Source organism: Marivita sp., from assembly GCF_965656765.1.
Taxonomy (GTDB): domain Bacteria; phylum Pseudomonadota; class Alphaproteobacteria; order Rhodobacterales; family Rhodobacteraceae; genus Marivita.
This window is the reverse complement of the sequence record NZ_CBFHLV010000099.1, coordinates 1-7,048: the sequence shown is the minus strand read 5'-3', so window position 1 is coordinate 7,048 and position 7,048 is coordinate 1. Positions and strand designations below refer to the sequence as shown.

Sequence of the window (7,048 nt, the reverse complement as noted above, 5' to 3'; positions counted from 1 at the left end):
AGTTTTCGGCGTAGCCGCGGGCGCGGATGTTTGGCTTTCGCTTGTTCGGTGTGAACTGGATCACCTCAATGCCATGCTCTTTGGCATAGGCTTTGGCGGCATCCGAAGTGTCAAACTTGAGCCTAACTTGGCTTTGGGTGTCAGACGACGACGTCCAGCCCATCAGCGGATCAATCTCACGCGGGCTTTCGGGGGCGAACTCTAGAATCCAATGGTTGGTTTTAGCGGTGCCTGAAGACATCGCAGTTTTGGAAGGCTGGTAAATCCGGGCGCGCATAGGTCTCACCTGTTCAGTAGTGACTGCAGATATGGTCAAAAACGGCCCAACACGCAAGCCGTGCCAAGCCATGAAAGTGTCGCAGGTAAATGGAAATGAAGTGCAAGCAGGGTTTCATCTACTAACGAACAGCGGGGAGCGAGGGGTGGGTGCGTGCCGCCCGAAAACACATGAGACCAACTGCTTGCAACTTAAAGGTACTTAATTCCTACAACTTTTAAAGAAAAAAAGCCGTCGTTGACCTGCGCCATTCTGCCCTGTCAAAAACACATGTGCAAAACCGCATAAAAAACAGTGTATTACACCATAGAAAGTCATGAGTACGACCATGGTTGCATTTCTGGCAGCGACCACCCATTTTGATGGCCTCCCATAAGTCCACTTCTGCTTACGCCCCTATCGATTCCGTAAGGTAATCCATGTCCAATACGCCGATCCTTCACGCCCCTGCCCCCGATGTCCGTGCTCGTGAAAAGCTCGAGGGGGGTATTCAGTTTCGGATGAACACCGAATTCGAACCAGCCGGCGACCAACCCAATGCGATCCGCGATTTGTCTGCAGGGGTTGTGAACGGGGAGCGGGACCAGGTGCTGCTGGGTGCCACAGGAACCGGCAAGACCTTTACGATGGCCAAAGTGATCGAGGAAACTCAGCGCCCGGCGATCATTCTTGCCCCAAACAAAACGCTGGCAGCGCAATTATACGGCGAATTCAAAGGCTTCTTTCCAGACAATGCCGTGGAATACTTCGTCAGTTATTACGATTATTACCAGCCTGAGGCCTATGTTCCACGCAGCGACACCTATATCGAGAAAGAGTCGCAGATCAACGAACAGATTGACCGGATGCGCCACTCGGCCACCCGGGCGCTGCTGGAACGGGATGACGTGATCATCGTCGCCTCGGTGTCGTGCATCTATGGTATCGGATCGGTGGAAACCTACGGCGCGATGACCCAAGACCTGCATGTCGGCAAAAGCTATGACCAGCGCGCGGTTATGGCAGACCTCGTGGCACAGCAGTACCGGCGCAACGATCAGGCGTTTCAGCGCGGGTCGTTCCGGGTGCGGGGTGATTCCCTCGAAATCTTTCCAGCGCACCTTGAAGACCGGGCGTGGAAGCTGTCGTTTTTCGGGGACGAATTAGAGACGATCACCGAGTTCGACCCGTTGACCGGCGAAAAGACCAACACGTTCGAACGCATCCGCATCTACGCCAATAGCCACTATGTGACGCCGAAACCGACGATGCAGCAGGCTATGATCGGTATCAAGAAAGAGCTGCGCACGCGGTTGGATCAACTCGTGGCCGACGGCAAACTGCTTGAAGCGCAGAGGTTGGAGCAGCGCACCAACTTCGATCTTGAAATGCTTGAAGCGACAGGCGTCTGCAACGGGATCGAAAACTATTCACGCTACCTGACGGGTCGCGCACCGGGTGAGCCACCCCCCACGTTGTTCGAATTCATCCCTGACCACGCCATTGTGTTTGCAGATGAAAGTCACGTCAGCGTGCCCCAGATCGGAGGCATGTATAAAGGCGACTTCAGACGCAAGATGACGCTGGCGGAACATGGCTTCCGCCTGCCGTCTTGTATGGACAACCGTCCTTTGAAGTTCGAGGAATGGGACGCCATGCGTCCGCAATCGGTGTTCGTCTCGGCGACGCCGGCCAAGTGGGAAATCGAACAGACTGGCGGTGTGTTCACGGAGCAGGTGATCCGCCCCACGGGGCTGCTTGACCCAATGGTTGAAATCAGACCAGTTGAAATGCAGGTTGATGACCTGTTGGACGAGGTGCGCAGGGTTGCTGCTGACGGGTACCGCATCTTGGTCACAACACTGACCAAACGCATGGCCGAAGATCTCACTGAATACATGCACGAACAGGGCATCCGTGTTCGGTATATGCATTCGGACATCGACACGATCGAACGGATCGAGATTCTGCGCGACCTGCGCCTTGGCGCGTTTGACGTTCTGATTGGTATCAACCTCTTGCGCGAAGGTTTGGACATTCCCGAATGTGGGCTGGTCGCAATCCTGGATGCCGATAAGGAAGGTTTCCTGCGTTCGGAAACCTCTCTAATCCAGACCATCGGCCGCGCCGCGCGGAACGCAGAGGGCCGCGTGATCATGTATGCCGACCGCATCACAGGGTCGATGGAGCGTGCACTGGCCGAAACCGACCGACGCCGCGCCAAACAGATCGCCTATAATGAAGAGCACGGCATCACACCCGCTACGGTCAAGAAGAACGTCGATGATATTCTGCAAGGGCTCTACAAAGGCGACGTTGATATGAACCGCGTCACCGCCAAAGTCGACAAGCCGCTGGCAGGGGCCAATCTTCAAGCGGTTCTCGACGGGCTGCGGATCGACATGCGCAAAGCGGCCGAAAACCTTGAATTCGAAGAGGCGGCGCGGTTGCGGGACGAAGTCAAACGCTTGGAAGCTGTTGATCTGGCGGTTGCCGACGACCCTTTGGCTCGACAATCCGCTGTTGAAGCCGCCGCCGATGCAGCGGTCAAATCTTCCGGACGCTCAACAGCAGGGCGTCCGGGTCAACGAGGTGGGAATGTGAAAAGGCGCAAGCGTTGAGCGTGAAGCGCCTCTTATCTTACCGCGTTAAATAAACGGCACAAAAGGCACGCCACATGCGCTTAAGGCCAATAAACCCGCAATCAAAATCCAAACACGCATAACGCCTCCATTGGCCGGACTATTTTCGTCCGGCCTAGGCGACCCGGCTTCAGAAGTCGAACAAGTCTTCCAGAAACCCACCGCGTTTCTTCTTTTTGTGGTAGCGTGTGTCCTCATAGCCCGCTGGAGTGCCGCGCGCGGGTTGGGGTGCAGAGGGCGGCGGCGGAGGTGCTGCATAGCTTGCACTGCGTTCGATGATCTTATCCAGTTCACCACGATCAAGCCAAACGCCTCGGCACTCCGGACAATAGTCGATTTCCACACCAGAGCGTTCGGCGATCACCAAAGCGGTTCCGTCGATGGGACATTTCATAGAGCTATCTCCTTGGGTTGGGTGCTAGTGAGATATGCAATCACTACCCAATTTCATCCCCACTGAGGCTGATCTTCACGCACTGACTGGCATAAATCGAACCGTACGCTACCATCACTCTATGCGTACGGTAGCTTTTATCCTTGCCCTGATGCTCACTCCCCTGCCCGCTGTGGCTTGGGACTTCACTCCAGTACCGATTTGCACCTTGTTTCATCAAGACGCGGATGTGGCTGTCATGGTCACCTACAACCCCGCTGACGGTGAATATGCGATCCAGTTGTCGCGCGAAGGGGGATGGCCCGAAGCCAGCGTCTTCTCCATGCGGTTTGAAGGGCCACGCGGGCTGACCATTTCAACGACCCGTCATACAATCGAGGTTGAGGATACCCGCACGCTTACTGTCCGCGACCGTGGATTTGGGAATGTGCTGAACGGCTTGAACTACAACATGCGCGCGGTCGCGGTTTTGGGTGATCTTGAAATACCCGTATCGCTGGACGGTGCAGCACCTGCTGTCGAGGAATTTCGCGCCTGCCCAACGGATCAGTTTGTTGCCGCTCCACGTATGGGCATCGACGTCCAGTCATAACTGGCCGGCACAGGTTCACCGACCTGACATGCAAAATACCAAAGAAATTGCCCGCAAGCGCCGAAGACTATAGCGTTTCGCCATGCGCATTCTCATCCCTATCTTTATGTTGCTGGCCGCCTGCGCGACACCGCAGGAACGCTGTATCAACGATGCCGCAGGTCCATATCGCGCTGCTTTGAAGGAACGCGCTGATATCGCCAAATCCCTTGCTCGCGGTTTCGATTATGTCACCGAATACGAAACCCGCCGGGTGTTTACCCGATGCCAGACCAAAGACGGTGGCTGGGTTGCCTGTTGGGATCGCGAAACTTACCCTGTAACTCGCCGCGTGCCAGTCGACAGGGCCGCCTTGCAAACGCGTGACGCACAGCTTGCCCGTGATCTGCCAAGCCTTGAGCGGGCGGCCGATCGTGGCACCCAGGCCTGTTTGACCGCCTTTCCCGAGGATGACGCCTGACCTGCTTGCCCGGTGCCCCATGTCGGGCCTAGAAGACAGCATGACACGGCTTCCCATAGACCCTGTACTGCCTGCGCTTGTGGAGCACCTCCACAAGCATGGCCGAGCTGTTTTGCAGGCGCCCCCCGGCGCGGGCAAAACGACGCGAGTGCCGCTGGCGATGCTGGACGCCAAGCTAACTCAGCAAAAGATCATCATGCTGGAGCCCCGTCGCTTGGCAGCGCGGGCCGCCGCAGAACGCATGGCTCAAAGCTTGGGCGAGGCACCCGGCGAAACCGTTGGCTACCGTGTGCGTGGGGATGCGAAAGTGTCCGGCAAAACGCGCATCGAGGTCGTCACCGAAGGCATTCTGACCCGGATGATCCAATCCGACCCAGAGCTTTCTGGCATTGGCGCAGTGATCTTTGACGAATTTCACGAACGGTCCTTGAATGCCGATCTGGGACTTGCACTTTGTCTTGAGATCACAGGCGCGCTGCGGGACGATCTGATCCTGCTGGCCATGTCCGCCACCTTGGATGCAGGCCCAGTCGCCGACTTGATGGCCGCCCCCATCCTCACATCCGAAGGGCGCAGCTTTCCCGTAGAAACCCGCTGGCTGGACAAACCAATTGCGAAGACCGTCCGATTTGAAACCGCCATGGCAGATTTGATCCACACTGCGGCAACTGAATCAGACGGAGGCATTCTCGCCTTTCTGCCCGGCGAGGGAGAAATCCGTCGCGTTCAGTCAACGCTTGACGGATGCTTGCCCAAGAATTGCGTCGTACGCCCCTTGTTCGGAGCAATGCCCTTCAAAGCACAACAAGCAGCGATCCAACCCGAAGGCCAAGGGCGCAAAGTCGTGTTGGCCACATCAATTGCTGAAACATCCCTGACCATCGAAGACATCCGCGTCGTCGTTGACGGTGGGCGCGCCCGACGTGCACGGTTCGATCCCGGCTCGGGTATGTCGAGATTGGTAACCGAAAAAATCACCAAGGCCGAAGCCACCCAACGCGCCGGACGCGCCGGGCGTGTCGCCGAAGGCATTGCCTACCGGTTGTGGACAAAAGGCGAAGACGGTGCCTTGGCTGCCTTCCCACCGGCCGAGATTGAAGCCGCAGACCTGGCCGGGTTGGCATTGGAGTTGGCCCTATGGGGCGCGCATCCCTTTGATCTGCCGTTTCTGACACCGCCACCTGAACGCGCCTATTCGGAAGCTCAAACACTGTTGCGGATGTTGGGCGCGCTTGATGCCCAAAACCACATCACGGATCACGGGCGCATCTTGTCAGGTCTGCCATTACATCCACGTCTGGCGCATATGGTTGGCGTCGCCGGGCCAGGCGCAGCCCCTTTGGCCGCGCTGATGGCGGAACGGGATCCGGTTCGGGGTGGTGGCGTCGATCTAACTCTCCGGATGGAAGCTCTTCGCAATCCCAAACGATTTGCTGAAACCCGGCGCGCTACGCTGAACCATGGTGCTTTGGAGCGTATTCGCATTGAGACACAACGACTGCACAAGGCCGCGCCCAAAGTCGCAAAGCGGTCGCTGGGCACGGCCGAGATGGCTGCTCTTGCCTATCCTGACCGCATAGGATTGCGCCGCAAAGGCGATGCCCCCCGTTATCAACTTTCCGGCGGCAAAGGTGCCATCATGGATGACAGCGATGCGCTGGCCGGGGCGCGTTTGATTGTGGCAACGGATCTTGATGGCAACCCCCGAGAAGCGCGCATTCGTCAAGCGATCCAGATCAGCGAAAGCGCAGTGCGTGATCTGTTTGTCGACCAAATTGCCTGGGTTGATCTATGCGAATGGTCAAAGCGCGACCGACGCGTCTTGGCGCGCCAACAGCAAAAGCTTGGCGCAATCGCTTTGGACGATCGGGTTTGGAAGGACGCGCCACCCGAGGAAATAGCCAAGGCCATGCTCGACGGCGTGCGCGAACTTGGTTTGTCCCCCGCCATGACCGACGCAGCAAGACGATTTGTAGCGCGTGTGGCGTTGGCCCGTGACGCAGGTCAAGACATACCCGACATGACCGAGACCGCACTTTTGGCCAGTTTGGACGATTGGCTGTTGCCGTATCTGACCGGGGTGCGCAGCGTCGATGATTGGAAACGCTTTGACCTGCTTGGGCCTTTGCGCGCCATGTTGGCTTGGAACCAGATGCAAGCGTTGGACACATCTGTACCCGGCAAATTCACAACTCCGCTCGGGCGGGAAATTCCAATTGACTACTCTGGAGAACACCCCGAGATCTCTCTGCGCTTACAAGAGCTTTTTGGACAGAAAACGCATCCCCAGGTTGGGAACACACCGCTGCGCGTGACGCTTTTATCGCCAGCCAAACGCCCTGTGCAGACGACATTGGATTTACCGGGGTTCTGGACGGGATCCTATACCGATGTGCGCAAGGATATGCGTGCAGCCTATCCGAAACACCCATGGCCAGAAGACCCAACTCAAGCAGATCCCACATTGCGGGCCAATCGCAAACACGGAAGCTGAGCAGGGCGATGACTTGAGGGGATAACAATTCTCACTTGGCTCTTAAGCACAGCATAATCGAAGAAGAACTCGATACTCCTCCCCTCTATAAGCCGTAGCGCGCTCTTGCCGTGTCGTACGTTCCGCCGTACATCGCCAATATGCTGTAAGCGTCCGGCCTGGCTGCTCTGACGCGCCATAGAGTGTGTTGATAAGTGTCCACCATTGATA

General features: G+C 57.0%; 6 protein-coding genes. 4 read left to right on the top strand and 2 right to left on the bottom strand.

All coding sequences use genetic code 11. The features are described 5' to 3' along the window. A partial coding sequence (locus ACTG4M_RS16670) for an ETC complex I subunit (protein WP_439124795.1) occupies window positions 1–277 on the bottom strand: 277 nt, incomplete at its 3' end. 419 nt (window positions 278–696) lie between these two features. Between ACTG4M_RS16670 and uvrB the strand changes: the two genes are divergently transcribed. Beyond that, the gene (gene uvrB, locus ACTG4M_RS16665) at window positions 697–2,877 is read left to right on the top strand and encodes an excinuclease ABC subunit UvrB (RefSeq protein ID WP_439124794.1); all 2,181 of its coding nucleotides are present in this window, start codon (window positions 697–699) and stop codon (window positions 2,875–2,877) included. A gap of 151 nt (window positions 2,878–3,028) precedes the next feature. Here uvrB and ACTG4M_RS16660 read toward each other — a convergent pair whose 3' ends face one another. Continuing rightward, entirely contained in the window at window positions 3,029–3,292 is a 264-nt protein-coding gene (locus tag ACTG4M_RS16660) for a zf-TFIIB domain-containing protein (RefSeq protein ID WP_439124793.1), read from the bottom strand. A gap of 121 nt (window positions 3,293–3,413) precedes the next feature. Between ACTG4M_RS16660 and ACTG4M_RS16655 the strand changes: the two genes are divergently transcribed. The 3 genes from ACTG4M_RS16655 to hrpB all read left to right on the top strand — a co-directional run bounded on the left by ACTG4M_RS16655 (window position 3,414) and on the right by hrpB (window position 6,838). Next, window positions 3,414–3,884, top strand: a complete 471-nt coding sequence (locus ACTG4M_RS16655) for an excinuclease ABC subunit B (RefSeq protein WP_439124792.1) — start codon at window positions 3,414–3,416, stop codon at window positions 3,882–3,884. Window positions 3,885–3,966: 82 nt separating this feature from the next. After that, the gene (locus ACTG4M_RS16650; protein WP_439124791.1) at window positions 3,967–4,344 is read left to right on the top strand and encodes an excinuclease ABC subunit B; all 378 of its coding nucleotides are present in this window, start codon (window positions 3,967–3,969) and stop codon (window positions 4,342–4,344) included. Window positions 4,345–4,384: 40 nt separating this feature from the next. After that, window positions 4,385–6,838: an ATP-dependent helicase HrpB gene (gene hrpB / locus ACTG4M_RS16645; protein ID WP_439124790.1), complete on the top strand. Its 2,454-nt coding sequence runs from the start codon at window positions 4,385–4,387 to the stop codon at window positions 6,836–6,838. Window positions 6,839–7,048 lie beyond the last annotated feature (210 nt).